Source organism: Methanolobus chelungpuianus (assembly GCF_024500045.1).
GTDB lineage: Archaea > Halobacteriota > Methanosarcinia > Methanosarcinales > Methanosarcinaceae > Methanolobus > Methanolobus chelungpuianus.
Window position 1 is genome coordinate 128,251 of record NZ_JTEO01000001.1, and the last position, 25,181, is coordinate 153,431.

At 49.0% G+C, this 25,181-nt stretch carries 27 protein-coding genes, 2 tRNA genes and 1 other RNA gene; 11 read left to right on the plus strand and 19 right to left on the minus strand.

All coding sequences use genetic code 11. The annotated features are described in order from the left end of the window. The first annotated feature begins 266 nt into the window (after positions 1-266). Both thiC and PV02_RS00670 read left to right on the plus strand, forming a co-directional pair. On the plus strand, positions 267-1,556 hold the full coding sequence (thiC, locus tag PV02_RS00665; RefSeq protein WP_256621394.1) for a phosphomethylpyrimidine synthase ThiC: 1,290 nt from the start codon (positions 267-269) through the stop codon (positions 1,554-1,556). A gap of 110 nt (positions 1,557-1,666) precedes the next feature. Further along, complete coding sequence (locus PV02_RS00670; RefSeq protein WP_256621396.1) at positions 1,667-2,449, plus strand: SAM hydrolase/SAM-dependent halogenase family protein; 783 nt, start codon at positions 1,667-1,669, stop codon at positions 2,447-2,449. Between the two features lie 22 nt (positions 2,450-2,471). On the opposite strand, the gene PV02_RS00675 is transcribed toward PV02_RS00670, so the two are convergent. Both PV02_RS00675 and PV02_RS00680 read right to left on the minus strand, forming a co-directional pair. Next, positions 2,472-3,017 (minus strand): cohesin domain-containing protein, encoded by a 546-nt coding sequence (locus PV02_RS00675; protein WP_256621397.1) that lies wholly within the window; start codon positions 3,015-3,017, stop codon positions 2,472-2,474. Positions 3,018-3,155: 138 nt separating this feature from the next. After that, complete coding sequence (locus PV02_RS00680) at positions 3,156-4,130, minus strand: radical SAM protein (protein WP_256621398.1); 975 nt, start codon at positions 4,128-4,130, stop codon at positions 3,156-3,158. 252 nt (positions 4,131-4,382) lie between these two features. Between PV02_RS00680 and cbiM the strand changes: the two genes are divergently transcribed. Continuing rightward, the gene (gene cbiM, locus PV02_RS00685; protein WP_256621399.1) at positions 4,383-5,042 is read left to right on the plus strand and encodes a cobalt transporter CbiM; all 660 of its coding nucleotides are present in this window, start codon (positions 4,383-4,385) and stop codon (positions 5,040-5,042) included. Beyond that, positions 5,039-5,353 (plus strand): PDGLE domain-containing protein, encoded by a 315-nt coding sequence (locus tag PV02_RS00690; RefSeq protein WP_256621400.1) that lies wholly within the window; start codon positions 5,039-5,041, stop codon positions 5,351-5,353. The genes cbiM and PV02_RS00690 overlap by 4 nt, the downstream gene beginning before the upstream one ends. Before the next feature lie 79 nt (positions 5,354-5,432). Here the strand turns inward: PV02_RS00690 and cbiQ are convergent, their stop codons facing one another. Together cbiQ and PV02_RS00700 are read right to left on the minus strand one after the other, a co-directional pair. After that, the gene (gene cbiQ, locus PV02_RS00695) at positions 5,433-6,242 is read right to left on the minus strand and encodes a cobalt ECF transporter T component CbiQ (protein ID WP_256621401.1); all 810 of its coding nucleotides are present in this window, start codon (positions 6,240-6,242) and stop codon (positions 5,433-5,435) included. A gap of 16 nt (positions 6,243-6,258) precedes the next feature. Beyond that, positions 6,259-7,113, minus strand: a complete 855-nt coding sequence (locus PV02_RS00700) for an energy-coupling factor ABC transporter ATP-binding protein (protein ID WP_256621402.1) — start codon at positions 7,111-7,113, stop codon at positions 6,259-6,261. A gap of 165 nt (positions 7,114-7,278) precedes the next feature. Here PV02_RS00700 and PV02_RS00705 point away from each other — a divergent pair, with 165 nt between their 5' ends. Further along, entirely contained in the window at positions 7,279-8,901 is a 1,623-nt protein-coding gene (locus PV02_RS00705) for an ABC1 kinase family protein (RefSeq protein ID WP_256621403.1), read from the plus strand. Positions 8,902-9,046: 145 nt separating this feature from the next. On the opposite strand, the gene rpl12p is transcribed toward PV02_RS00705, so the two are convergent. From rpl12p to PV02_RS00745, 8 genes are all read right to left on the minus strand, one after another. Continuing rightward, positions 9,047-9,361: a 50S ribosomal protein P1 gene (rpl12p, locus tag PV02_RS00710; RefSeq protein ID WP_256621404.1), complete on the minus strand. Its 315-nt coding sequence runs from the start codon at positions 9,359-9,361 to the stop codon at positions 9,047-9,049. Positions 9,362-9,413: 52 nt separating this feature from the next. Beyond that, positions 9,414-10,439, minus strand: coding sequence for a 50S ribosomal protein L10 (locus tag PV02_RS00715; protein WP_256621405.1), 1,026 nt, complete (start codon positions 10,437-10,439; stop codon positions 9,414-9,416). Then, positions 10,440-11,081, minus strand: coding sequence for a 50S ribosomal protein L1 (locus tag PV02_RS00720; protein ID WP_256621407.1), 642 nt, complete (start codon positions 11,079-11,081; stop codon positions 10,440-10,442). A 159-nt stretch (positions 11,082-11,240) separates the two neighbouring features. Further along, a complete protein-coding gene (locus PV02_RS00725; protein ID WP_256621408.1) occupies positions 11,241-11,726 on the minus strand; it encodes a 50S ribosomal protein L11 in 486 nt (161 codons plus the stop codon). A gap of 40 nt (positions 11,727-11,766) precedes the next feature. Continuing rightward, complete coding sequence (locus PV02_RS00730) at positions 11,767-12,234, minus strand: transcription elongation factor Spt5 (protein WP_256621409.1); 468 nt, start codon at positions 12,232-12,234, stop codon at positions 11,767-11,769. Between the two features lie 2 nt (positions 12,235-12,236). After that, positions 12,237-12,443 carry a protein translocase SEC61 complex subunit gamma gene (locus PV02_RS00735; RefSeq protein ID WP_256621410.1) on the minus strand — a complete coding sequence of 69 codons (207 nt, stop codon included), beginning with the start codon at positions 12,441-12,443 and terminating at the stop codon, positions 12,237-12,239. Positions 12,444-12,610: 167 nt separating this feature from the next. Continuing rightward, a complete protein-coding gene (gene ftsZ / locus PV02_RS00740; protein ID WP_256621411.1) occupies positions 12,611-13,720 on the minus strand; it encodes a cell division protein FtsZ in 1,110 nt (369 codons plus the stop codon). Between the two features lie 42 nt (positions 13,721-13,762). Next, the gene (locus tag PV02_RS00745) at positions 13,763-15,208 is read right to left on the minus strand and encodes a D-aminoacyl-tRNA deacylase (protein WP_256621412.1); all 1,446 of its coding nucleotides are present in this window, start codon (positions 15,206-15,208) and stop codon (positions 13,763-13,765) included. A gap of 155 nt (positions 15,209-15,363) precedes the next feature. Between PV02_RS00745 and PV02_RS00750 the strand changes: the two genes are divergently transcribed. Together PV02_RS00750 and PV02_RS00755 are read left to right on the plus strand one after the other, a co-directional pair. Then, complete coding sequence (locus tag PV02_RS00750; RefSeq protein ID WP_256621413.1) at positions 15,364-16,002, plus strand: MBL fold metallo-hydrolase; 639 nt, start codon at positions 15,364-15,366, stop codon at positions 16,000-16,002. A 10-nt stretch (positions 16,003-16,012) separates the two neighbouring features. Continuing rightward, positions 16,013-16,399: a ribonuclease P protein component 4 gene (locus PV02_RS00755; protein ID WP_256621414.1), complete on the plus strand. Its 387-nt coding sequence runs from the start codon at positions 16,013-16,015 to the stop codon at positions 16,397-16,399. Here the strand turns inward: PV02_RS00755 and PV02_RS00760 are convergent. The 3 genes from PV02_RS00760 to ffs all read right to left on the minus strand — a co-directional run bounded on the left by PV02_RS00760 (position 16,389) and on the right by ffs (position 17,148). Continuing rightward, the gene (locus PV02_RS00760; protein WP_256621415.1) at positions 16,389-16,622 is read right to left on the minus strand and encodes a hypothetical protein; all 234 of its coding nucleotides are present in this window, start codon (positions 16,620-16,622) and stop codon (positions 16,389-16,391) included. The genes PV02_RS00755 and PV02_RS00760 overlap by 11 nt on opposite strands. Before the next feature lie 70 nt (positions 16,623-16,692). Next, a tRNA-Ser gene (locus PV02_RS00765) sits at positions 16,693-16,777 on the minus strand. A 56-nt stretch (positions 16,778-16,833) separates the two neighbouring features. Next, positions 16,834-17,148: signal recognition particle sRNA (ffs, locus tag PV02_RS00770), an RNA gene on the minus strand. 403 nt (positions 17,149-17,551) lie between these two features. On the opposite strand from ffs, the gene PV02_RS00775 reads away from it, so the two are divergent. Beyond that, entirely contained in the window at positions 17,552-17,791 is a 240-nt protein-coding gene (locus PV02_RS00775) for a winged helix-turn-helix domain-containing protein (protein WP_256621417.1), read from the plus strand. Between the two features lie 20 nt (positions 17,792-17,811). Here PV02_RS00775 and PV02_RS00780 read toward each other — a convergent pair whose 3' ends face one another. Further along, the gene (locus PV02_RS00780) at positions 17,812-19,191 is read right to left on the minus strand and encodes an ATPase domain-containing protein (RefSeq protein WP_256621418.1); all 1,380 of its coding nucleotides are present in this window, start codon (positions 19,189-19,191) and stop codon (positions 17,812-17,814) included. 179 nt (positions 19,192-19,370) lie between these two features. Then, positions 19,371-20,150, minus strand: coding sequence for an ATPase domain-containing protein (locus PV02_RS00785; RefSeq protein WP_256621420.1), 780 nt, complete (start codon positions 20,148-20,150; stop codon positions 19,371-19,373). 795 nt (positions 20,151-20,945) lie between these two features. Between PV02_RS00785 and PV02_RS00790 the strand changes: the two genes are divergently transcribed. The 3 genes from PV02_RS00790 (at position 20,946) to PV02_RS00800 (ending at position 22,916) form a co-directional block, all read left to right on the plus strand. Then, the gene (locus tag PV02_RS00790; protein ID WP_256621422.1) at positions 20,946-22,043 is read left to right on the plus strand and encodes an S-layer protein domain-containing protein; all 1,098 of its coding nucleotides are present in this window, start codon (positions 20,946-20,948) and stop codon (positions 22,041-22,043) included. 106 nt (positions 22,044-22,149) lie between these two features. Next, on the plus strand, positions 22,150-22,698 hold the full coding sequence (locus tag PV02_RS00795; protein ID WP_256621423.1) for a hypothetical protein: 549 nt from the start codon (positions 22,150-22,152) through the stop codon (positions 22,696-22,698). Between the two features lie 109 nt (positions 22,699-22,807). Further along, a tRNA-Met gene (locus tag PV02_RS00800) sits at positions 22,808-22,916 on the plus strand. Between the two features lie 43 nt (positions 22,917-22,959). Here the strand turns inward: PV02_RS00800 and PV02_RS00805 are convergent. After that, positions 22,960-23,937, minus strand: coding sequence for an aldo/keto reductase (locus PV02_RS00805; protein ID WP_256621424.1), 978 nt, complete (start codon positions 23,935-23,937; stop codon positions 22,960-22,962). A gap of 31 nt (positions 23,938-23,968) precedes the next feature. Beyond that, positions 23,969-25,153, minus strand: coding sequence for a PQQ-dependent sugar dehydrogenase (locus PV02_RS00810; protein WP_256621425.1), 1,185 nt, complete (start codon positions 25,151-25,153; stop codon positions 23,969-23,971). Between the last annotated feature and the right edge of the window lie 28 nt (positions 25,154-25,181).

Below are 25,181 nucleotides of genomic sequence, written 5' to 3' on the forward strand. Positions count from 1 at the left end.
GATTCTCCTGCACGAGTAATTCGCCCGGCCAACACAAAACAAGTTTAGTTGGTGTCTGCACAAGTGAAGCCTGCCCACAGCATAAGGAACAAATATCTATCTTTAAACGATTGCGAGGCATATTTATTTCCACGAGTCGGTATCCCCAGATTTTAATGCAGTTTTACAAAATAAAGTTAGCTTGAATTGCATTAAAGTAAAATTTTTAAAAAGAGTTATATATGATATGATTCTTGTAGGGTACATCAAACAGCGAGGAACAGATCATGACGATAGTAACAGATGCAAAGAACGGTAAGATCACAGAAGAGATGAAGATCGTAGCCAAGAACGAAGGAAAGGACCCTGAGTTCATAAGGCGCGGAATTGCAGCAGGCAGGATCGTTATCCCTATGACCCCATACAGGGATATAAAGCTCTGCGGAATCGGTGAAGGCTTAAAGACCAAGGTCAATGCATCCATCGGCGCATCTTCAGACATCGTTGATGAGGAAATGGAAGTTGCAAAGGCAAAGGCAGCAGAGGCAGCAGGCGCAGACACGCTCATGGAACTCGGTACCGGCGGCGACTTCCTTGGTATCAGGAAGAAAGTGTGTGATGCAATATCCCTTTCAGTAGGCTCGGTGCCTCTCTACCAGGCATTCATCACAGCAGCAAAGAGGGACGGTTCCATTGTCCACATGACAGAGGACGACCTCTGGTATGCAACCGAGGAGCAGGCAAAACTCGGTACCAACTTCATGGCCATTCACACAGGTATCAACAACATAGTCCTTGACAGGCTCAAGGCTCACGGAAGGTACGGCGGTCTGTGTTCCCGTGGCGGTGCATTCATGAGCACATGGATGCTGCACAACGAGAAGGAAAATCCGCTTTATGCACAGTTCGACTATCTCTGTGAGATCCTCAAGGAACATGAAGTCACTCTTTCAACAGGTAACGGAATGCGCGCAGGTGCGGTCCACGATGCAACCGACAGGGCACAGGTCCAGGAACTTATCATCAACTCCGAGTGCGCACAAAAGGCACATGACAAATACGACCTTCAGGTTATCGTCGAAGGACCAGGTCACGTACCACTTGACCAGGTAGAAATGAACGTCAAGCTCATGAAGGCAATGAGCGGTGGAAAACCATTCTACATGCTCGGTCCGCTCGTATCGGACATCGGTGCAGGCCGGGACCACATAGTGACAGCCATCGGTGCATCAGCCTCAGCAGCAGCAGGATGTGACTTCCTCTGTTACGTAACACCGGCAGAACACCTTGCACTTCCAAACCTCCAGGACGTGGTTGAGGGTGTCAAGACCTCAAAGATCGCAGCACACGTCGGTGACATGGTCAAGTACCCGGAGACCGCTCGCGATATAGACCTTGCGATGGGAAGAGCACGTGCAAAACTTGACTGGGAAGCACAGTACAAGCTTGCACTCGACCCGGAACTCGCAAGGAGCATCAGGGACAGCAGGGCTCCGGGCGATGAGGACGCATGCACAATGTGCGGTGACTTCTGCGCGCTCAAGATCGTCAACAAGAGCTACAACCTCTTAAAGTAATGCCCCCGGGCATTACTTGTTTTCTTACCATTTTTTTTTGTTGCTTTCTCTTTCCGAGGTATCTTCTGTGCATCACTCAGGTTTTATAGTGCCGCGTAAATCCACCTATTATGACAATAGTGACCCTTACAACTGATTTCGGCACCCTCTACCCGGCATCGCTCAAGGCTGTGATACTCAGTATCTGTCCCGGCACAGATATCGTGGATGTCACCCACTCTGTCCCTCATGCAGATATACGTGCAGGCGCCTTTGCGCTCTGTAGCGTTATCGAGTATTTCCCTGCAGGGACAGTGCATGTAGCGGTTGTGGACCCCGGAGTGGGCACTTCCCGCAGGCCGATCGTTATCCACTCAGGCGGGCATTATTTCGTGGGTCCTGATAATGGTCTCATGGTCCCTGCTGCAAGGAAGCTGGGTGCTCCGGAGGTATTCGAGATCACCAACAGGGATCTTCTGGGTGCAGTCTCATCCACCTTTCACGGCAGGGATGTCTTTGCGCGTATAGGGGCCCTTATCGCAAAAGGTATGGATGTAAAGGAAGCAGGTGGCAGGATCGATGATCATGTCGATCTTGATATTTCAGGCGTGCTCGTGCGGGACGATTGTATAGGGGCAGAGGTCATCTTTATTGATGATTTCGGGAATGTGGTCACTAATATCCCTCGTGACCTTATATCTAAAAAAGTAACTCCCGGAGCGACGTTGCATATAAACAGCCACAATATTCCCTTCCTGCGAACATACGGACAGACTGCTGTCGGTGACCTGCTCTGCCTTGTAGGAAGCCACGGATTCTTCGAGATCGCAGTGAACCAGGGCAGTGCAGCACGGACATTGGGTCTGCACAATGGCGACCGGGTCTCTGTCAGGCTCCCGGGAAAGACTGCATAGGGATGTTCGCAGTCCTCATAGATCATATTTTTCTCGTTGCTGCCAGTAGTAATCCCGCCAGTGCAAGAATTCCTAATGTCATTTGCCGGTGACCTGCCTGCTTTACCCCGTCTGACTCCTTTACGTTGCCTATGAGTGCTTTTCCGCTGGTGACTGAGACAGGCAGTTTTGCACCTGTGGAGTTGGTAACCGTAACATCTCTGAGTTCTATGAGGGCTATATCTTCCTTTCCCAGAGCTGTAAACTCTATGCTTGCGAAAGTACCTGCTCCGAGTATCCTTTCCCTGCCCAGCATGAGCCCGTAAACACCACTTACCGTGCCGTTGGTGTTATCAATGATGCCAGACGAGAAGATGGTCTGTTCTCCGCTCTGCTTAAGGAAAGAGCCTTCTGAGACACGGGTGACCTCCAGCAGTGAAGGGTCGTACGTCAGTGTGAACTCGGCACCTGAGACCGATGCACCAGGCTCGATGAACACTTCGACAGAGAAGTTCCCGGTCTCGCTGACCCTCGCCGATTCAGGGAATATTCTTATGGTGGCCTCTGCGCCTGCTGTTGCTGTTATCACTGAAGCCGAAAGGATGAACAATAAGGTTATAGAAAGTATACTGCGGGTGTGTGGAGATATCATGGGATCAACCTGTGACTGATATATCTTATATTATTGACCAAATTATATATAATTAGTCTTTGATTAATACCCTGTTCACATCCAGTCATAGTGTCTCATGACCTCCAGATTGAAGTCATAGAGGAGGCTGTTCTCCACGTAGCCGAAGAAAAGGCATTTTCCGCAGTTTTCTGCCTTAATCCTCCTTTCCTCGCGTGTCCTTTCCCACACACTGGCAATACCCTCGCTGATATTGCCCAGTGGCTGCCTGTGCACCCGGCAGTTCTCTATGCTGCCGTCTGCCGCCACGCAGAGTATCAGGTCGCTGGCGTGGCATTTATAGTCCGTCCGCAGGTCCCTTACCATGGTAAGATAGGTCAGGGAGTTAATTATGGGATAGCCCTGTCCTTTCATTTCGATGATCCTGTCCACGGTAGCGCGGTATTTATCCATGTCCCTTATCCCGAGCTCATCCCAGGTGTCTCCGGCAATGCCTCCGAATTCGTACATGGGTTCAAAGGATATCTTCAGGTCATGGTCCCTTGCAAGCTCAATGAGCTCCCGGATGTCGTCAAGGTTCTTCCCGCTGATAACACAGTTCAGAAGCAACGGCTTGCCCATCACTTGCCTTGCCCTGATGATGCCGGGAAGTATCCTGTCAAAATCTATCCCCCGTATATCCTTATAACTGGAAGTGCCGTCGACAGATACGGAAAGATAGTCAAGGTGGACAAGCTCCTCAGCTCTTTTTTCCAGCAGGAGTCCATTGGTTATCATGGATGTGGTCATGCCGAGGGATTTGGCATGCTCGAATATCTGCGGCAGGTCCTTTCTTAATAGCGGCTCAACAGTCCAGGCATTGTAGACCTGGATGCCAAAATCCCTTGCCTCATCCAGAAGCCGGAATATCTCCTCCAGTCCCATCTGCGGCCCCTTCTCCTTCCAGTACTCACAGAAGCTGCATTGCATATTGCATGAAGAATTTACTGCATGGGAGAGGACGAAAGGCCTCTTTCTGATCCGCATCTGCCAGAGGGCTTTTGCGGCAGTGATTGGTGAAAAGTTTGCCATTGTGGATCTCTTTCTTTGGACGGAATTATAACTTTCTACATGATAAATGTGACAGTCACAGTGTGAGTTACTCAATATCCTGCGCTATTGATGTATAATACAGAATGCTTTTTAGTATTACGAATCTATAAAATTGTAGTCCAAAAGAAATATATACCATTGTGGCCGTATGCACGAGTGTTACAATATTTAGTATTTTTCATATCACTATCCATACCAGATCAACACTAAATCGATTGGAGTAGAGGCACAATGCACATACCTGATTCATTCTTACCCCTAAGTCATGCCCTTATTTACTGGGTCATTGCTCTTCCCTTCATCTACCTGTCGTTCAGGTGGGCAAGGAGGGAGATGGATGACATGAAAGTACCGGTCCTGGCAGCGCTTGCAGCCGGGATATTTGCCATACAGGCGCTTAACATCCCTATAGGCATGGGCACCAGCGGCCACATGGTCGGCGCAACGCTTGTAGCTATCATCTTCGGAAGCCCAATGGCCGGAGTGCTCGTACTGACACTGGTGCTGCTGGTCCAGGGTTTCGTCTTTGCGGACGGAGGCATAACAGCAATGGGCGCCAATATCCTGAACATGGGTGTCATTTCAGGTTTCACGGGATACTATGCTTTCGTGGCGTTAAGAAAAATGAAGCTGGGAATGAAGTCTGCCTCTTTCATAGGGGCCTGGGCCGGTCTTCTGATATCGGCCATTGCTGCATCCGTACAGTTGACATTTGCAGGCCTGTTCCCTCTTGTTGCAGGCATAACGGCAATGGGGACCTATCATCTGATAATAGGCTTCGTAGGAGAAGGACTTATTACAGCCATAGCCATTGCGGCTATAGAGCGCTCAAGGCCCGATCTTCTTGAGAATTCCTTTCTGAACCCTGAACACGGAGGAAATGTCGCATGAACGCAACTGTCTCAGGCAACCGCAATACCAGGTTCCTTTATGCAGGTATAGTTATTGCCTTGCTCATCTCCATACTTGCACCATTCCTTGCCTCCTCGGATCCTGACGGTCTTGAAAGTGCGGCAGAAGGCGTGCTGGGTGAAGAACGAATGAGCGCCCTGGAAGAGCTTGCTCCTGTGTTCGAGTCCCCTATGCCTGATTATTCCATTGAGGGTCATGGTAAGGCAGGAGAGGCAGGAGCCATTGTTATCGGCACTTTGATCTTACTTGGCATTGGCCTTGCCCTAGGTAAAGTAATGAAGAAGAAGTAAATCGAACAGCTTATTTTAAATACATATGGGAGGCAGCCTGCCTGTTCCTGGGGTGCCTTCTTTACTTTTCCCTTTTTTCTCATGCCAGCGTGAGTATTGTCAGCATTGCAGCTGTTGTCAGAGAGAACAGGATATCCCTGCTGTCAAGTTTCCTTCTGTGCACATACATATTGGCAGCCTCGCCGCCATATCCCCTGCAAAGCATGCTGATGTAGGTCCTTTCACCCTGTTCGTATGAGCGTACAAAGAGGGAACTGATAGTATATCCGACCTGCTCGAGTATCCACCTGCGAGGCGTTTTTTTGTTCCAGATGTCAAAAAGGCGTGTCTGCTGGGCTACCCTGATGCGCTTGAGCACGATCCAGAACACAAAGAGGTATCTGACCATCATCGTAAGCAGCAGCGTGAATTCTCCCGGTACTCCAAGGCGCCTTGCCGAGACAACCATGTCGTTCATTTTAGTTGTCGAGGAGAGCAGTATGATCGCTGTCACGCTGGCCACATATTTTGCCAGCAGGTTAAGGCCGAAATATATCCCTTCATAGGTCATCGTCAAGCCAAAGGGAAGAGCGACCGGGTACAGTGTAAACGTATCAATGAAAGGCTGCCTGATGAAAGGCTGCACAAGGATCATGGCAAGCCCGAAAGGTAATACTGCAAGGAACCTGAGGAGTATGTACAGAGGATTAAGCCTTGCCAGCAAGATGAGAAGTATCAGATATATCTCGACCACCAGCAGACGGGTGAAATTACCGTCATCTATCCGGGGAAGGCTTACTGCAAAGACTATAATGGCGACGGTAGCAAGTATCTTGACACGCCCGTCCAGGTTGTGGACAGGGCTGTCCTTATAGGATTCCCTCTCGATGTCGGTAAGAGTTATCTGCATTCTTTTGCCCTTGTCATTATGCATGCATCCTGAGCAGACGCAATATCTCGTTTCTGGCCTCGGATGGCGTTATCTGTATGTCTGCATCGACCCCGCTTTCCTGCAGCAGCCTGAATACCTCTGCGATTCGGGGCATTCGCAGGTGTGCATTCCTGAGAAGATCACATTTGCTGAATATCTCTTCAGGAGTTCCTTCTGCGCCTATTCTCCCGTCATGGATCACATATACCCTCTCAGCGAAAGAAGGCACTATATCGACATCATGGGTGGAAAGTATTACGGTGATTCCCAGCTGCAGGTTCATTTCCTCTATCATATTGATCACCTGGCTGGCCGTAAGGGGATCCAGCCCTGCTGTAGGTTCATCAAGTACGACTACCCTGGGTCGCATTGCAAGTATCCCAGCAATGGCAACAAGCTTTTTCTGGCCCCCGCTAAGGTGATGGGGTGAACGTTCCTCAAAGCCGGACATGTGCACGAGTTCAAGGGCTTCAGCAACCCTTCTTTCAACTTCCTCCTGGGAAAGCCCCATATTCATTGGCCCGAAGGCAACATCCTGTTCCACGGTAGGGGCCAGTATCTGGTCGTCAGGATTCTGGAAAACCATCCCCACTGTCTGCCTTACCTGCTTTATGTTCTTGCGCGTGATCTCTTGCCCGTTGATAAGGATCTGGCCGGAGCTTGGCCTAAGTATGCCGTTGAGGTGCCTGAACAGTGTTGACTTCCCGGCTCCGTTCGCCCCGAGGATAGCTATCTTCTCACCGGGATAGATCTTCAGGCTGACACTGTCAAGCGCCTTTGTCTTGCTGCTGGCGTAGAAGTACGAGATATCCTTGAGCTCTATAATAGGTGCTTCAGTTGTCATGTTCATCGCTTTCCCTGTGTGGATACAACGGCCGGAATCACTCTGTACATAAGAAGCCTGTTATAAATAGTTGTTTAGTGTTACCATTTGAGAAGGTCCTCATAAGATGCCATCCCGGTAAAAAGGGCAGGAGAATACGAAAATATATCTAGTTACAGGTCAAATAATAAAATGATGTTCAAAAAACTCCGCAGGTATGTCACTATTTTCAGGGTATTCTACAGGTACGGTCTTTTCAGTGCTCTTTACAGCGAAGTCAACAGTTACTATGTTTCAAACAGGCGCAACCTGTGTACGGCAGACATCAGGAACAGGAAGAATGCTGAGAATCTGCGGATGGCGCTGGAGGAACTTGGCCCCACCTTTGTCAAGCTTGGGCAGATGCTGAGCAAGAGACCGGATCTTGTCCCTGCCGTTTATGTGGAGGAACTTTCCCGTCTCCAGGATAATGTGAGGAGGGTTGATTTTGAGCTGATGAAGGCCGCGTTCGGCGGATTCGCTTGCAGGCCATCGGATGATGCCGACATTGGCAGGGACTTTGATGTGCTTGAGGTATTCGATGAGTTCAATACCACTCCCATTGCATGCGCCTCTATTGCACAGGTCTACGAAGCCGTGTACCAGGGTAAGAAGGTTGCTGTAAAGATAACAAAACCCGATCTTATCAACATAATCAATCTGGACCTTGCAATCCTGGACGACCTCAAGCCTTTAATAGTAAGGGCACTGGGGCTTGGCAGTAATTTCGACATCGATGCCTTTCTTTTTGAATTCAGGGACGTGCTGAACAGGGAGCTGGACCTGAGGAACGAGGCGAGGAACCTCAAGCGCTTCAGAGATAATTTTGAAGGCGTGGAAGGGATACATGTGCCAGGAGTCTATGAGGATTTCTCCAATGAGAATGTCCTGATCATGGATTATATGGAGGGCATACCTGTCAGGAAGCTTTCCCGGATACCTGCCGATAAAAGAAGGTGGTATGCAAAGCTGATCAGCAGCAGTTATCTCAAACAGGTCTATATCGACGGTTTCTACCATGCCGACCCGCATAGTTCCAACATCCTTCTCCAGGAGGATGGTATAGCCTATATCGATTTTGGAGCGGTGGGCAGCATTGATGATCAATTGCGCCGCAATATGCTTAACCTTTTCTATGGTATCTACAAGAAAAAAGTGGATATCGTTTTTGAGGCTTTCCTGAAAATATCCGGGATATACAAGGAGGATATTGATGTCCGCCGTTTCAAGATAGACCTTGATGATATCATATCAAAACAGAATTATTCCGTAGGCGAGAGGCAGAGTGATAACTATGCCACCCTGGGACTTAAGTACGACCTGTCCCTTCCAAGTGAGTTCTCAACCCTTGAAAGGGCTCTGATACTGATCGAGGCAAACTGCCTGGAACTTGACCCGAAGTTCAACCTGCTGGAGAACGCCAAGCCCGTCATCACGCAGGTCTTCATGAAAAGATATTCGCCTTTTGAGGCTGCCGAGTACCTGCAGCTGGAGGGGGACAGATATCTGGAGATAATCAAGGAGCTCCCTCAGGGTGTCAGTGATGTGATCGAGACAATCCGCGGCTACAGGATAGAGAAATTAGAGAAGAAGAGCAGTGAGATCAAAAGATACAAGCTTGCAGACACAATCTCTAAGTATGTATTCCTGCTGGCGATCCTCATAACATCGACCTATCTGGCAGCCGAAGGAACCGGATACCTGCCTTTGATAGGGATATTAGGCTTTTCAAGTGCAATTGTACTATTTGGGATAATGTTCTTTAAGAGGACTTAGAAGTGCCTGTGAAGCAAGGCAGTTCACGCTTGTGGACTGTCACATCATGCATCAAATAGATTTGTCTTATGATGCTGCTTTTATGATAATAAATCAGCTAAAAAAAGAGAGTTGCTCGCACAGGGCGAGCAGTAATGATCGATGTTTACCCGAAGAGTGCACCGAGACCGGCCATTCCGCTCTCTTCTGCCTCTTCCTTGTCTTCTTCTTCGCTCTTGGCTTCTGCTGCTGGTGCTGCTGCGGCTGCAGCTGGTGCTGCTGCGACTGCTGCTGGTGCTGCTGCGACTGCTGCGGTTGCCATTGCTTCTTCGATGTCTACGCCTTCAAGGGCTGCGATGAGTGCCTTTGCGCGTGCATCGTTGACCTCTACGCCTGCTGCCTGAAGTACGGCAGTGACTGTTGCTTCTGTAATCTCTTTACCTGCTTTGTGCAATAAAAGTGCTGCGTATATGTATTCCATGTGAAATCACCTTTTGTTTATTAATGTAAATCTGTAATTATGTCCATCCTGTTCATCCGAAAAGAGCTCCGAGTCCGGCCATTCCTTCCTCTTCGCTGTTCTCTTCCTCTTCTTCCTTCTCTTCAACGGCCTCAGTTGCAGTTGTTTCGGTTATGACCGCTGCTGCTGATGCCCTTGCTCCAAGGGCCTCTTTCAGCTCGTCATCGATCGCTTCCCCGTTAACATCTGAAGCTGCAGATGCCACTGCAAGCATCTGTGAGTATGCTTTTCCAAGCAGGGCATCCATGATGTCCGGTTCGAGCACAGCTGCATTGATACCAAGGTTGCGTGACTCTGTTGTAGCCTTTGCAATGATCGCGCGGATGCTGTCTGCGGTCGGGTATGCTGCATAGACTGAGAGGTTGAGTGCCTGCCGGGCTGCCAGCATAACATCTGACAAGAACTTTGTCTCATCGATGGCAAGTACGTCCGGTGTAAAGACTGAACCTGCCTCAAGGACTGCCCTGAGGTCCAGGCCCACTATCATCGGGTAAACCTCAAGCCTTGTGAGCATGGCTGCAAGTTTCTGGGAGACGACCTCTCCTTCCTTTGCAACCGTCTTCGTTTCCCTTACCACTACCTTACCGGCGTCTATAGCAGCCGGTATCCCTACACTCTGCATTTCTCCGAGTATGGGTCCTGGCGGGAAACCGGTCGGACCTGCCTGAACAACAATGTCCTTGGGTGCAACAGTTCCTCCCTTTATGGGTGAGGGGCTCTTGCTCTGTTCAAGCACCTTATAAAGTCTGAACGGGTTCTGTTCGGTGAAGATAAGGGCTGTCTGCACGTCGATGTAATCATCCATCTTCATGACATCTTCGTGTGATTCGTCAAATGCCCTTTTGATGAGTGTGTTCCTTGCAACCTTCAAAACAGCAGTACCCTGAAGGTCCCTTCTCATTTTCTGAAGCTGCTTTGCAGGAATTCCGGCGACACCCACTACTCCGAACAGGGGATACTTCCTGATGAGTTCCTTGATCTCCTCAACTTCCTGTTTCTTCCATTGAGGAACGCGCTCTGCGTGGTGAATGTCTTCCATTTATACCACCTTCACGGATTTGCCCATGGTGGTCGTAACATAGATAGATCTTATGTTATGCTTACCCTTCTCAAGAGCTTGCTCGACCCTGTTCAGGACAGTTTCCACATTGTCTGCCAGCTTGTTGACATCCATGTCCTTACGTCCTACAGATACGTGGAACGTAAGCCTGTCCTTCGATCTTATCCTGATGGAGCTTTTTGCGTTGTTCACAAGATCCCCAACATTCTTGCCAGGTGGCAGGGGTGTTGGCATCTTTCCTCTCGGACCAAGGATCGCACCCAGGTTCTTACCGATCTGGGCCATATACTGAACTTCGGCAATGAAGAAGTCACATTCGTTGGCAATAGCCCTTGCGCGTGCCTTGTCAGCACCGAGGTCAGCGATGTCCGTATCAGTGAATACGTACTGGACACCCGCTTCCTTTGCCTGGAGACCTACTTCTCCTTTCGCAAAAACAGCGATCTTGAGGTCCTTTCCTAAACCGTGCGGTAATAATATCTCTTCATCGACACGGTTTTTAGGCTGACTCATGTCAAGATTCTTAAGGTTTATAGCCAGGTCCACACTCTCAGCGAAATTACGCTGTGGTGACTCCTGCAATAACCTGTTAATAGCTTCTACTATATTTTGTTCTGCCATTCTTTACCTCCCGTAGTTTGAACAAAATGTTCAGGCAGGACCGTTCCGGTCTACTACGGCTTATTTAGAGTTTCAGTTAGATGACTGAAACTCTGTCTAACGGGCACCTTTACTTAAACAACAGTTTTAAACCTATCGGTCAGGCCTGTGTAAGTGCGGTTACCAGGATTCTGCTGCCAGCACGTCGTCAAACTTGCCTTCATCAATGGCCTTCTGACATTCCCTGGCATGCATCCCTTCAGCGGTGACGCCCATTGGCACACAAGCACCAAGGACTTCCTTGACAGCGGCCTTTAAGGTGTATGCAAGCATATCATCCTTCTTCATGCGTGCTATCTTGGAGGCCTGCGGGATTGTGAGATTGCCTACCATGGTGGTCCCTGCGGCTCCTGAACCCTTCTCAAGTCCAAGTTCCTTCAGGATCAGTGCTGCTGTCGGGGGTGTACCGACCTCGATCTCGAATGTCTTGTCCGCAGCAACTATTACCTTGATGGGGACCTGCATTCCGTTGTAATCCTTTGTTTTCTCATTGATCTTATCGATCACGGCTTTTACGTTGATCCCCAGAGGACCAAGTGCCGGACCAAGTGGTGGTCCTGGGTTTGCTTTGCCTCCCGGGACCAGTGCTTCAACGACATTTGCCATTTGAACATCACCATTGAATTTTGATTATAAATAAATTGTATCAGGAATTGTTCTCTTCTTCTTTCCTGAGGACTCTTACAGTATCGCCACGAATAGTTATAGGTATCGGTACAACTGCATCGAAGAGTTCCACAGTGATCTCCTCGTGACCTTCGTCCACTCTCTTGACGCGGGCTCTCTCTCCCTTGAACGGGCCGGAAGTGATCTCAATGATCGCGCCTTCTGTTATGCCTGTTACAGTGGGTTTCGGAGTAAGGAAGTGGGATATCTCCTCTATGCTTGACCTTCCCTTGACAACTGTCCTCGCGTGGGGAACTGTCTGGATGGCCTGTTCAACAACACCTGGTTCGGGTGCTTCGATGAGAACATATCCTTTAAGCTCATCAGGGGCGATTATCGCCCTGATATCAAGATGGTCCTTGCGTGCGACCTGTGTGAGCATGTTTGCAACTGAGCGCTCCTGATTTGCAGTAGTCTTGACCACAAATATCGCAGAATCTTCGGCCATATTCACACCATTCTCGGCAATTCTACCAATAGCACGTATATGATGAACCCTACAAATCCGATTGCGAGGATTCCCAGCCCGGCAACCTTTGCTATAGTCAGAAACTCTTCCCTGGAGGGTTTCTTTGTAAGCTTGAGCACCCTGAGGTAGGACCTGAGGGTCTGGCCTATGTTACTGTTAAGTTCTTTAATATCAAATTCTTCTGCCAAGTACTTCACAACCGGTTAAGCTTGATAAGATGATAGGATAATAGCTTTGGTAAATTCCTGCCAAACGCAATTTATAGAGCCATCTAAATAGCGTATATAATAAAATACCTTTCGATTGAACAGTGCATTCAGTACTGTTCAACCGGTAGTCTGTCTTTATAAGGACTTCATTTGACAAAGTCTATGCCGTATCTCCTGGTGACGTTCTTTGCACCGCCGTGGCCGTAGATCTGCGGGGACTTCACTCCGGTAACCACGATCATGGTACGCACGGTATTCTCAAGGGAGTTATCCACCTGGGCACCCCATATAAGTCTTGCCTCCGGGTCAATCCTGTTGTAGACTTCCTGCACTACGCTCTCTGCTTCTGCAATGGTCATGTCCGGTCCGCCCACAACATTGACCAGGGCTGATGTAGCACCTGAGATATCAACGTCCAGCAACGGGCTGCGAAGTGCTTTCTGCACGGATTCCACTGCCTTTGCCTCGCCCTCTGCCTCGCCAAGACCTATCATGGCAACTCCTCCGTTCTGCATCACGGTCCTTACATCGGCAAAGTCAAGGTTGACAAGCCCTGGTTTTGTGATGAGCTCTGTAATACCTTTTACGGCTCTCATGAGGACTTCATCAGAAACCTTGAATGCTGCCTGAAGGGGCAGCCTGGGAACTACTTCCAGCAGCTTGTCATTTGGTACGACGATGACAGTATCTGCCACATCCCTTAATCTCTCAAGGCCTGCTTCTGCGTTTGTGCGCCTCACATGGCCTTCCACGCTGAAAGGCAATGTTACCACTGCGATGGTCAGTGCGCCTGCATCCCTTGCAGCCTCTGCAACAATTGGGGCTGAACCTGTTCCGGTTCCTCCTCCGAGTCCGGCTGTAATGAATACCATGTCGCTTCCCTGAACCACGCTGGCAATATCATCCACGCTCTCAAGGGCTGCGTCTTCTCCTATCTGCGGAAGGCTGCCTGCACCAAGTCCTCTTGTCTTCTTCCTTCCGATGAGTATCTTCCTGTCGGCACTTATGTTCAGGAGGTGCTGTGCATCCGTATTGAGCGCAACAAGCTCTGCGCCCTTTATTCCTTCGTCAGCCATCCTCTGCGCGCTGTTAGAACCACCGCCACCGCAACCAATTACCTTGATATTGGTTTGCAGCTCACGCAGCATTTCTTCTAGTTCAGCATTGATGTCTCTCTGATCCTGGCTTCTAGCCGGGTTGCGAAGATGCGCTTCCTGTTCAGACCTTGCCAGTGCCTCTTCTACTATGGATTTCATCTTTTTTCCCTCAGATGTCGTGTATTCAGTTACGGGTGATTGTTAGTGAATGGTCAATGGGATTTCTTTAATCTTTCGCACGTGGACCATTTCCGGTCCGATAACATTTCCATTGACTATAACTGTTTCCTTGTTGGCCAGTTTTCCATACAGAGGACCCGGACCGACACCAAGCCCCTTTGCCATCTCGGGACTGAACTTCTCAGTCACTATATAAATTAGATTCTCCTCTGGAATATATTTAACTTCATAATGCTCTTTTAGTATTTTAATGCATTCATTTATGATATCCTGCGTCATTATTCTTACCTTTTCACCGAAGCCCAGTATGTGTCCGGATAATGTGCCATTCTCCTTTTCAAGATAAACGGGAGCAAACTCTTCCAGGGTCCGGTATAGTGCCTCCCTGTCCACGGAAACTACTTCCTGTAGCAGTTGCTCGTTCACCACTGCAGCATGGATCTTCTCCTCCTGTCCTGCCTGCAGTGCACTGGCCGCTGCGCTCCTGAAACACCTGTTTATCCTGAACCTGCCTCCGGGGCACAGTTCTTCAGCCATCCTGCGGATATCCAGGAACAGTTCCCAGTCAAGACCTCTCAACTCCCTTATATCCCCTTCCCGCAGTACGATGTATCCCAGCTCCTGAAGGAGGCCCTGTATCCTGTCCCTTTCCCTGGCAGGCATCGATTTCCGATCCAGGTATGCGAACTTTGCCCCGGACTTGTCAAAAGCCTGCCTTATAAGCTCAATATCTATGTCGCCCAGCTGATGGTCCGGGAAATTATGCCCGAAAGTGATGTCCTCTTCAAGTAACAGCTTTGTCTGTCTGCTTGCATAATGCCCGCCTCCAAAACCAATCGCCACCGGCTGATTTACCGGCTCAGCTTCCATTATTGCCTTTGCAACGATCTCTCCTGCAGCCGGATCGACCCACTGCTCCGGCCCACTGCCGATCTCGGCGTACACCATTGGAGTTGCAATATCTGTGGGGCCGTGGTGAGTGGATTCCATGTTTATCTCAAAGCCGGTCCCTTTTGCAAGATGCTGCATGTTGCGAAGGATGGAACTGATCATAAAAGGGGCCGGTACGGACAGCTCAAAAGGCCTCCCGCCAAAATGCGCACTTTTGACATTTCCTGTGAAATGTGCTGTCAGGACTGCCCTGCCGTCACTGCTCTTATGCCTGGACGCCACAATGATGAGGTCGGTATCATATCCATGCTGTTCCATGGTCTCATCGATACGGTCCTGGTATATGTGATGCTGTTCGATCTCGATTATCCTGTGGGTGTCAGTTTCGAGTATACCGGCGAGGCCTTCCCACAATCGCGGAAGCTCCTCCACGGGTTTCCACTCCCGGATCAACAGTAACTTCTCTTTGATATTTCTGCTTGCCGGATCTGCTGAGGAGCAGAGAATGTTGGTTTTCTTATAGTTCATGCCTTTCATGATGTCTGTAGGGATCTGGTGGTGAGTTAGAATATTCATTTACAATCCATCTGATATAACTGTCGTCACAGTTCGCCGGCTCAGCAAACTTAAGATATATCATGTCGTCATCTGTAGTACTATAGGAGTATCATAATAAAATACAGGCGCAAGGCTGATGAAGTGATAATTTGGGCAGTGTAACAATTGGCAGTGTGACAATAGATTGGCTAGGGCACGCAGGTTTCATGATCAAAGGGGATGACCGGGTAATCTACATCGACCCGTATCTGCCTGCATACGATGTTCCTTCAGAGGATATGGGAGACATACTCCTTATAACACAGGAACATGATGAGCACTGCCATCCGGAGTCCATCCGGAAGGTCCGCAAGGGCGATGCAACGACACTTGTACCCGAAAGCGTCAGCCTTGATTTCAGGGGGGACGCCAGAAGGGTCGCAGCAGGTGATTCCCTGACGGGTGAACTTGCTATAAAAGGCGTGGGCATAGAAGTGGTTCCTGCATACGAGGGTGAAACCCTCCCTGAACCGCAGAACGGCGGTGTTGGGTATATACTTGAAATAGGCGGCCTGAGGATATATCATGCAGGCGATACTGCCGTAATACCCGAGATGCGTGACTTCTCGGTAGATGTAGCCCTTCTTCCCATAGGCGGCCGTTCTCCCATGAAGGAGGAACAAGCTGCTGAGGCTGCAGTTATTCTCTCTCCCAAGGTCGCCATACCTATGCATTATGATCCCGGGAGGCAGGATGCTGATCCGGATAAATTCTCCCGGATGGTCGGATCAGGAGCGCCAAACATAGATGTAATCATCCTTGATCCTTTCTGAGGAAGTATCCATGGCAAAACACAGACAGAAAAACAAAGCAGTTGCAAAGGACATCGCATATGAACGTATAGTCTGCCTGTTCGATCTGGCAGGCAGGGAGTATGCGGAGAGTCCTGTAAGAAGCAACAGGTATGTTTCCCTGGCAAAACGGATCGGGATGCGCTATCGGGTGAGCCTGCCTTCTGAACTGAAAAGGAAAATGTGCAAAGGCTGTGGCTCCTTTCTCTCTCCCGGGGCCAGTTGCAGGGTCCGCCTGAAAGACGGGCGCCTTAACATCACATGCCTGAGCTGTGGCAGAGTGCAGCGATATCCTCTGGCTGGCGAAAAGATAGTAGCGAAGGAAACAGTAGAAGGGTCAGCTCCAGGGCCAAAGCGGAAGAATAACCTTATCCGCTGATGTAAGATAGAAGTCTCATTATTCCGTAGGCTACTACGAACATAATGATCCCCATGGCAACATACAGGAATATGAGCCTGAAGGCTTCTTCCTTTTCAGATCCCTGCTTTATTCCGAAGCCGCCTCTGCAACCTCCCGTGCCACAGGAATTGCAGGACACGGTCTTCTTCGTCTGGTTCCTCGGATGATTGTTCAGAACCGGGAGGGGTATTTTCTCTGACATAACGTGGTTGGATAAGAGCTCATGTGATTAGTTCTTTTCGCCCCGACGTCTCAATAACCGGAAAAATGGACGACGAGAGGGGGATTCGAACCCCCGTGATGCGAAGCACCACAGGATTAGCAATCCTGCGCCATACCGGGCTTGGCTATCTCGTCACTATCAGAATGCGTCCCTAAATGCAAGCAATGTATTTAATGCTTCTGGAGTCAGGTAGCGGGCACGCCGCAAGTCGCTGCCCTTCACATCTTCAAATTATCTGTGGCCTCTTCTCCACCCCGCAGCCCTGCAAGCGATAGTTGCCCACGGTAGGTCTGCTCCCTTCCGGTCCTGAACTGGTTCCCGCAGTTAAGATATAAGAACAGGTTCTCCAACAAGCCCTTATACCGACACCATCCAAACAGGACGGGGCTTCTCAGTTGAGATCACAGGTTTGAAAATGATCCAGACATCTCCTCTTGGCTTCGTCCCCCGCATATCGGCGATTTCGGGTTACAGGTAACGCCGGCCTACCCGGACTAGCCCGCCACAACTACATATACATCACCGTTTATAAATGTATCCTTATGGCCCAGTAGTAAGCGGGTATCGCAACTTCTTAAAACCTCTTTCTAATCTAATGAAACTAATTATGTAAGATTCATTTTCAACTGCGCAAATCCATGTCTTTATGGTTTGTTGTGTTTTCCTGTTTATTTTTTCAGACATGGATCAGCACTGATTTACACTGCTCTTACGTGGCAGTGGCTTCTAAAACCAGTGTTCCCGAAATCTATCCCTTCTCGTGTGAATCTGCCTGAAGTACACTGGGAAAGCATAAACTGGTGGCTAAAGACCTGTGCTTGAAGCGATATCTGATCTGATGCTCTTTAATAAGACATGAAGTGAGAAAATAATTATACTATGTGGCTCCTATTGATAGTGAGGATAAAATGGAAGACATGATAGGATTTGTGACAGGAAACAAGAATAGGCAGAAACTTCTTTCCCTTCTGGGCTCAAAGCATGAACTGGACGTGGACCGCCTGGCAAAGAACATGCATATCGCCAGCCCTTCTGTTAAAAAGATCATTGACGAACTGCTGGAAAAGGGTCTCATAAAGCAGGATAACGGCTCCTATAGCCTGACCGAGCTTGGTGACGCCGTAGAGAAGCGGGTACGCACTATCTGACCCTCTACTGCCTTTTTCTTTTACCCGAGGAGGGTGTCAGTACGCAGTTTTATCCCTTCTTCCGTGATAGAATATTCCCTTACGGCATTCTTATGCTTCGTGCCTCTTGATTTTGTTATGCACATGTACATACGGCTGTTTGCATTGGAGCTGTGGAGGATCACCACGGAGTCCATGATGTAGGCGAAATCTATTCTCTCGTCACCGGGGCAATCGCAGGATTCAGTGTCTGTTGTAAATAATGATGTGATGTTTTTACTTTTAAGGTAGCTTGTAAGGGAGTGCAGGTATCCGCGCAGTTTGAGGTGATCAGGTATGGATATCTCCAGGTTGTTGATGCCATCGAAGAAGACCCTTGTTGCACCTGCTGCTTCTATGTCTTTCTTGATCCTGAGTGCATGTTCTGCAGGGTAGATGCTGCCAGGGTTCGTGCAGATAAAGCGCAATTGCCCTGTGTCGATATAGGGGAGCAGATCCCATCCCATTCTTCTCGCATCCATGAGTAACTGGTGGGGGGAGTCGTCGAAAGTTACTACCAGTGCGGGTTCACTATTCTGCAGGCCCTGGCTGATAAACTGAAGACCGAATATTTTCTTCCCGGTGCCAGGCTTTCCTGCTACAAGGGTGCTGCTATATCTGATCATCCCTCCTCCCAGCATGCAGTCAAGGCCCGGGATCCCGGCCTCTACCCGTGAATCGTCAAGCCTGAAATCATTCTCGGGCTTAAGGTGTGGATAGACTGTAAAGCCTTTCGACGTAATATCATACAGGTATTTACAGGATGTGATCTCTGGCCTCTTTCCAGGATCAATGCCCCTCATTTTGACAAACTCCAGGTAATGGTCAGCTCTTGCTCCCTTATCTGCACGTGAAAGATATATGATCCCGTCAGAGAGATGGCTGATGACTGACCTGTGCAGCTCTTCCCGTACCAGTTCTCCCACAAGCAGGGTAAGCATGTCCCTCTCCTGCAGCATCGAATCCAGCGTATAGAAGAAGCGTCTGCGCTCCTGTTCCACAAACCCGAAGCCAAGAGGCGTGACAGGATCGATCACGAGCCTGTCGGGTTTGGCAGAGTCTATGACGTTGCCGATATCTATAAGCGTTGTCAGGGGGTCTTTTTCAGAAAGCTGGCGGTTGATCGGATGTACCCTGAATGAATCATCGAAGAAATCAAGCGTAGAATGGTACATCCTGAGCTTATGTTCTTTCTCGGTGGTGATAGGGATATATAATGTACTTTCCCCGTTACGGGCTGCCTCGGAGAGCATCTGCAGAGCCATGATCGTCTTGCCGACCCCTGCAGTCCCTGCTATCAGCATAGTGGATGGTGACCTGAAGCCTCCCAGCAATTCATCCAGGCTTTTAATCCCACAGGAGATATTTTTCAATTCTTCCATTTTACCGCTTCAACAGGTGGCTTTAAGTTACAGGGACTTGGGAATCCTGCTTGATGGCAGTTCTCTGAGTTGCACATCTCTTTTTTATGATCCTATCTTTCGATGAAGAAGAACGATGGACCGGTATCCGGCAGATAAGATGGCCTTTTGTTGTTTCCGGAGCCCTGGTCCCGTTCCATTCAGAACATGGAATAGACTTCTTCGTGCGGATGGATGACGAACCCGTCGGGGGTTATGTCATAGGGGTGGATCTTCTTGCTATGGTCGGAACCGCGCATCTTGTAGATCTCCATGCTTCTCATGCGCACGTTCTCATGCCTTTTGTAGTATAGTACGATGGTCCCGTCGGTGACGAAGTTTTCCACGCCGAACCTGGAAGGGTTTTCTTCTTCGATCAGCTCGCATGTCATCATTGAGGTAAGGCCGATGACCTCCAGCGTGGTACTGAGCTTGAGGAGCTCTATCCTGATCTTCGCAGGGTCCTGCAGGTAGAAACTTACGGATGTTGTGGAATCGATGAGCGCACGCCGGGCATTGATCTCTTCCTGGGTTGCGATGATCTGGTCCATCATGGAACGGATATCGAAGGGCCGCACATCGACGTATTTCTCCTGGGAGGGGATGCCTATCTTGGTGGAGCATGCGTCGATTATCACCAGCTTGTTCTCCTCCTCGAGTGCCTCAAGGTCCCAGCCGAACTTCAGGACGTTCTCCCGTATCTGCTCGGGCCGCTCCTCGGTCGCGACTATGATCCCGTTCTCTCCGTACTTGGTAATGCCGTTATATATGAACTGTATTGAGAAGTTGGTCTTCCCTGCACCCGATGTGCCGGATATCAGGTATGTCCTGTCCCTGATAAGCCCGCCACCGCACAGCTCATCAAAGCCGGGTATGCCTGTCTTGACCCGGTTTGCCGCGTCCTCCATCGAGATTACTTCAGAAACTGCACCATCGAACATTTTACTTTTTCACTCCTTGTGAGATCAATAACTCCCTGTAGCAGGGAGGTCATGTTTTGTATCAAAGCGGATGAATGATTTTTACGATATGTCTTCTATTGTACCGTATATATAAATATATTGAACTTATTCTTATTATAATGAGGGGTTATCAGGCTAATCTGAGGTCCTGTCCTTATTTTAAATGTCCTGGCACATATAATAATAACGGATTCACAGATTGGGCCCGGAGAGAATTCTATATCCAAAATTCCCGAAATCCGTGTTCATCCGTGTGAATCCATGTCATGAAGAAGATTGTGGAAAAATATCAGTCCGGATGAAAGTACAGGCAGGCATTTATACTATAAATCCAATCTGGCATCCTATCCCTGATAATTGCATGTGTTTAGTAAAACAGATGCTGAAGATCAGGTACTGCCTGGCCCTATTAATTTAGATACAAGTACGATGGGCTTTCATCCTATCATATATAAAAGAACCTCAAATCTCAGGTTTTCATCGGCTTTTATCGAACATGGGAGCTTTTAATTCGACATTTACCGTCAAATGCATCGATACTTGCCAGTGCAGTGTGATAATTCCCCGAATTTTGACCACAAAAGATTTAATACGGCAATTGTTTAATAGAACACTTGTAATCCAATATGACGGGATTAGGAGGGTGATGAAGTCTCCTTCGGCAATAAACGAACCCGACAAATCGTCCGGTCCGGCTGAAGCCCATAAAGCACAAATCGTGCTTTATTCCATGATTCTCACTCTTTGACATTAGAACTAAACGGAGGAACAAAAATGACTAAATTAACGACAACTGTAGTAGTTGCCCTTATGCTGATGGCATTGACCGTAATGTCAGCAAGTGCAGCTACCAGTGTTGAGATCAGGAGTTCTGTTTTAACAGGCCCTGGCGTACTCGACGCTACAAACTTCGCAGGCTTCTACTATGACCTGGATGACAACATTTCTACTGAAACAATGGAGATCGCAGCAATTAGCAGCCGTACCATTGCAGCAGGCGACCTTACATACAACACCTCAATCGAGTCCGTAGACTATGCAAGTGGCAACCTGCTTGGCTCTTACAATGTCATGGGTCTCTTCGCTGAGAAGTACATCCCACTCGACAACAACACACCAGACAAGCTCTCAAAGCTTCTTCTGGATGCAGATCAGAAGTACACTCTGAGAACCGGTACAGCACTTCAGCTTCCAGAAGGCTATGCAATTACTGCAAAGCAGATCGATGTTGAAGGTAACAAGGTCTGGATAGAGTTCAGTAAGGACGGAGAGTTCATAGAAGATGAGATCCTCGATGTATCCACAGGCTCTACCGCAGTCTGGACTTACGAAGCTGACGATATCGCCGGTGAGGATGATGTTGCAGTTCTGAGAGTCGCAGTTACCAACGTCTTCCAGGGACAGGTTGACAGCCTTGCAGTTGTTGACGGTATCTGGCTCATGGACTACGAGAATGTACTTGAAATCGAGACTGATGACACTTTCGACAAGCTCGAGGTTGTAACAGTAGGAGCTGACTACCTCCTTATGGAAAACACTAACTCCATAACCCTTACAAGAGACAAGACTGTTTCAATCGCACAGGGCATGAGCTTCAAGGTTGCAGACGATACTGCAGTAAGATATTACCCATTCGCTACAGTAACTATCGAGGGCGATGGCGTAACCCAGCCTGACACTCCAACCGATGAGACTCCAGTCGACAACGGCAACGAGACTCCAGGAAACGAGACTCCAGTTGACGAGACTCCAGTTGACACTCCAACCAACGACACTCCAGTCGACACTCCTGAGGAAGAGTCCCCAGGATTTGAGGCAATCTTCGCAGTTGCAGGTCTCCTTGCAGTCGCATACCTTGTCAGAAGGAACTAAACGAACAATAGATAAACGCTAGAAGGGATCTTCCCTTCTACAATTCTTTTTTTAATGCAATTCATTTAGAACGGCGAATGTTTATTTCGCAGTTTGAGGTTTACAGATGAAACTGAACAGGAAACTTTTAGTGTGCAGCACACTTGCTATCATGATGCTTACACTGGCGCTGTCCGGCTGTATCGGTGGGAACGGCGGCAGGGATATGTCCGGAGTGGATGCTGCTGATGTTGTGGTTGTTGAAGATGCTTCCGGCTTTGAGTACCTGGGTTCGAGGGCCATGACAGTGGATGAGGTCAGCAGGCAGTATGTCGCGGTATCGGATCTTACCGGCGCGGCAGAGGGCTTATACCAGGACACCGGTGCTGTGGATTACTACATCCATGCCATTGAGATGGAAAGCAGCTCTGCGGCAGAGAACTTCGTGGAGCAGTACAAGGCTACCTTCAGGCCGCTTTCCTCTGGGGAGCGCTTTACCGAAGACTCCTTTAATGATCATGCTGCAACACGGATAAACACCTACACGACTGCAGACGGAACACAGGCTGCCAGGTACAGGTATATCTGGAGCAACGAGAACTTTGTGATCGTTGTCGGAGGCAACTCCGCAAACCCTGAGTCCGCACGTGCTCTGGCTGAGGCAACCGGGTATTGATCCGGTTCCTCATTACTATTTTCTTTCAGGCGTTATTAAAAACAGGTAATGGAATGCGATATTCAATCGACACGCTTTAATACAAGATTGCCCTTTTACATGCTGCACTGCCCGGATAGCCTAGTCGGTTGGGGCGCCAGACTCATAGGGAATATTAACCGTGCGTCCAAATCTCCTGAGACATCTGGAGGTCGCGTGTTCGAGTCACGCTCCGGGCATGTTTTACATTTTATTGGCAGTGATTTTGCTCATGCAGCCATTTTAATCTGTTTTCTGCCTTGTTGGAGGCTCCAGAAATCCCGGTCCCACCGGATCCTTGACTGTCTTCCTGATTATCTCTACCACCTGGTCCCTTGTTTCCGGATCAGGTTTCCAGCCAAAGATCTCGCTGACAGGCTCCATGTGCTCAGGCTTCCATCCGCCCCAGAGGGCTATGGTGTTATCGTAGCCAAGGATCCACTGGACGGCAAGATCCAGTACTGTCCTGCCATGCTTTTCTTTCATGAAGTCATCTATCCTGCCCACAGCTTCCAGATACTGTTGATATCTTGGAGACTGGAACTTCGGGTCGGCCTTCTTCACCGGGTGGCTGCTGAAATCAGCATCCAATCTCATCTTCCCTGTAAGCAGGCCCTGGCAGAGGGTCCTGTATGCCATGAGCGTTATGTCGTTCTTCTGGCAGAAGGGCAGTACACCCACCTCCACAGCTCTTTCGAACACGTTGTACGGGGGCTGGGAGACATTGACCTCCGCATGCCTGCAAAACTCATATGTCTGCTCGGAGCTGAAGTTACTGACCCCGATAGCCCTTATGGTTCCTTCTTCCTTAAGTTCGCCCATGAACCTGGCAGTTTCCTCTGCAGGATAAAGCGGATCAGGCCAGTGTACATGGAAAATATCTATGTGGTCCGTGCCAAGCCTTTGAAGCGACTGCTCAAGTGTCTTTTCCATCAGTTCAGGACTGGCATTTCTTACAGGTCTACTGTTGATCTTTTCCATCCCTGCCTTGCTTGAGATTATCACTTCCTCGCGATCGTAGTCCTTCAAAACTTCTCCCAGGATCTCTTCAGCTCTTCCGTCACCGTACACGGGTGCGGTGTCCATGAGATCAATGCCCTGGTCAAGCGCCTTCCTGATGGTCCGCATGCCCGACTCCTTATCGAAATAGCCGATTGGCTGAGTTCCTAGGCCAATCCTTGATACTCTGATATCTGTTCCTGATATTTTTATATATTCCATTGATATTCCCCGCCAATCCTCTCAGGACAAATCAGGCAATTCCTTTAGCCCTAGCCCAGCTCCGGAGTTCTGCCCAGAATCCCGGATACTCGTCTTCCATTCCGTATTCTATCAGCCCCTGAAGCTTTTCAGGATCAATAGTTACCTTATAGATATTTCCCCCGCTGTCCTTTTCTCCATGCAGGTCTGAGAAGTACAGTCCGTCCGGTCCGAAGGCCAGGCCGCATGGGCTTGCAGGTCCCTTGCCGGTATATATTACAAAATCGTCATATGATTTGACTGCACTTGCCTGGGCGTTCAGTTCAATTTTAACTATCCTCTTTCCCTTTCCATCCACTCTTCCTTCGCTGTAGGTATTGCCAAAAAGGGCTACGAACAAGTGGTCATTGAATTGGGGCGGGAACTGCCCTCCCTGCATGAAGTCTAAGGCTGTCGGAGCCTGGGTATGGTGCCACCAGAATATGGATCCTTTGCGCATATCTCCGGGCCATCCATAGTTACCATACGGTTCTATCCTTGCAATGCGGTCATCCTTATGCGGCCCGTTGTCCGAAACATAGAGATGGTTATCGCTTTTTCTCCACACTCCTCCAAAAGGGTTCCTCAGGCCTCCGGCATATACCGGACTATCCTGATAGGGGTTGTCCCAGGGTATGGTCCCGTCAGGATTAAGCCGCAATATTTTCCCGCGCAGGTCGTTCACATCCTGCGATTTCCATGCCTCTCCTCCATCCCCGTTGTTGATATACAGTTTACTGTCAGGTCCGATAGTAACAGCCTGTACCTGATGGGAGCGGAAAGTAGAAGGTATGTCATCTATGATGGTTTCATGAGATTCCATCCTCAGTCCATCGCCGCTGCTTGTCCTGACAACCTTGGCCTTTGTTTTTTCACCCTCCTTGTATACCAGTGATATGAACAGGTCACCTGTCAGGGGTTCTACACATATCCCTATAACCCCGGATTCACCTGTGCCCGGAAATTCGTGGCTGGGTCTGTAGTCCAGCAAATTCTCGGCATATGTATGCACTTTATAATCTTTTGTTACTGCCTTTACCTGCCCGTACAGTTCCGTTACATAAAATAACGGCTTTTCTTTAATATTACCCGTGTCCGGTACAAATGCAATGTTCACCGGCAGGTTTAGCCCTGAAAGGACTCGTTCTACCTTAAATCCTGGAAACACCCACCAGTAGTTGACATGATCTTGATTCATTCATACTACCCCTTTCACTAGTTACATT